2 protein-coding genes are annotated in these 1,914 nt (G+C 50.9%); both read right to left on the minus strand.

All coding sequences use genetic code 11. From position 1 onward, the window contains the following. The coding region (locus AC1WIP_RS15280) for a glutamate--tRNA ligase family protein (RefSeq protein WP_481142633.1) at nucleotides 1-739 on the minus strand (739 nt) is incomplete at its 3' end. A 76-nt stretch (nucleotides 740-815) separates the two neighbouring features. Then, the coding region (locus AC1WIP_RS15285) for a phosphoribosylaminoimidazolecarboxamide formyltransferase (protein WP_481142634.1) at nucleotides 816-1,914 on the minus strand (1,099 nt) is incomplete at its 5' end.

The following is a 1,914-nucleotide window of genomic DNA, read 5'->3' on the forward strand; positions in this document are numbered from 1 at the left end:
GATATTCCAGCTCCCTTACCACCCAGTCATAAAGCGGCCTGTGATCCTCAAATTCCAGCGTACAGATAGAATGGGTAATCCCCTCTATGGCGTCCTCGATGGGATGGGCAAAATCATACATGGGGTAAATACACCATTTATCCCCTGTATTATGATGCGTCATGTGGGCCACGCGGTAAATCACAGGATCACGCATATTCATGTTGGGAGATGTCATATCAATGCGGGCACGCAGCACCTTTTCCCCATCCTTAAACTTTCCGGCCCGCATATCCTCAAAGAGAGAAAGGTTCTCCTCCACGGCTCTTTCGCTGCCAGGGTCTTCCCTTCCCGGCTGCGTCAGAGTGCCCCGGTATTCCTTTATCTGCTCCGGGGATAAATCCGAGACATAGGCCTTTCCCTTTTTAATCAGCTTTACGGCCGCCTCATACATCTGGTCAAAGTAATCCGAGGCAAAAAACAGCCTGTCCTCCCAGTCCGCTCCCAGCCACTTGATATCCTCCTTGATGGACTCTACAAACTCGGTCCGCTCCTTGGTAGGGTTGGTGTCGTCAAAGCGCATGTTGAATTTTCCGTTGTACTCCTTTGCCAGCCCGTAATTTAACAAAACGCTTTTGGCATGTCCTATGTGAAGATAACCATTGGGCTCCGGCGGGAAGCGGGTGTGAACCGTATCGTACACACCCTCCGCCAAATCCTTGTCAATGATGTTTTCAATAAAATTCTTTGTCTCGCTCATGGTGCTCCAGCCTTTCAGTGTACTTTACATCTGCCTTTTATCATATCACACTGACGCAAAATGATAAAGCAGTTTTTTAGTGATGAAACAGCCGGATTCCCGTAAAGGCCATGACCATGCCATATTTATTGCAGCATTCGATCACTGCGTCGTCCCGCACGGAGCCGCCGGGCTGGGCTATGTACTTCACACCGCTTTTTTTCGCCCTCTCAATGTTGTCGGAAAAAGGGAAAAAGGCGTCGGAGCCCAAGGTAACTCCCTCCATTTTCGAAAGCCACTCCTGTTTTTGCTCTCTGGTAAACACAGGCGGTTTTTCCCGGAAGGTTTTTTCCCATACGCCGTCCGCCAGCACGTCCATATACTCATCGCCCATGTACACGTCAATGGCATTGTCTCTGTCGGCCCTTCCCAGACCCTCCACAAACTCAAGTCCCATGACTTGGGGAGACTGACGCAGAAACCAGTTGTCCGCCTTGCTGCCTGCCAGCCTGGTGCAGTGGATTCTGGACTGCTGTCCCGCTCCGATTCCGATAGCCTGTCCGTCCTTCACATAGCAGACAGAATTTGACTGTGTATATTTCAGAGTGATCAAGGCAATTTTCATGTCAGTTAGAGCCTTTTCGGGAACATCCTTGTTTTCTGTCACAATATGGGACAGCAGGTCTCCATTGATATCCAGCTCGTTTCTGCCCTGTTCAAAGGTAATGCCGTATACCTGCTTTTTTTCCACCGGATCCGGCACATAGGACGGGTCTATTTGTATCACATTATAGTTTCCGCTCTTTTTAGACTTCAAAAGTGCAAGGGCTTCCTCTGTGTAGCCGGGCGCGATCACCCCGTCGGACACCTCTCTCTTGATCAGCCTTGCCGTGTCCACATCACACACATCGGACAGGGCAATAAAATCTCCGAAGGAGGACATTCTGTCCGCTCCCCTTGCCCTTGCATAGGCACAGGCCAAAGGAGACAGCTCTCCCAGGTCATCCACCCAGTAAATCTTTGCCAGGGTTTCGCTTAAGGGAAGTCCCACTGCTGCCCCCGCCGGTGAAACATGCTTAAAGGATGTGGCTGCGGGAAGTCCCGTTGCCTGCTTCAGCTCCTTCACCAGCTGCCAGCCGTTGAAGGCGTCCAAAAAATTAATGTAGCCCGGTCTGCCGTTTAACACGGTCACAGGC

The organism is Acetatifactor sp. (assembly GCF_982438285.1).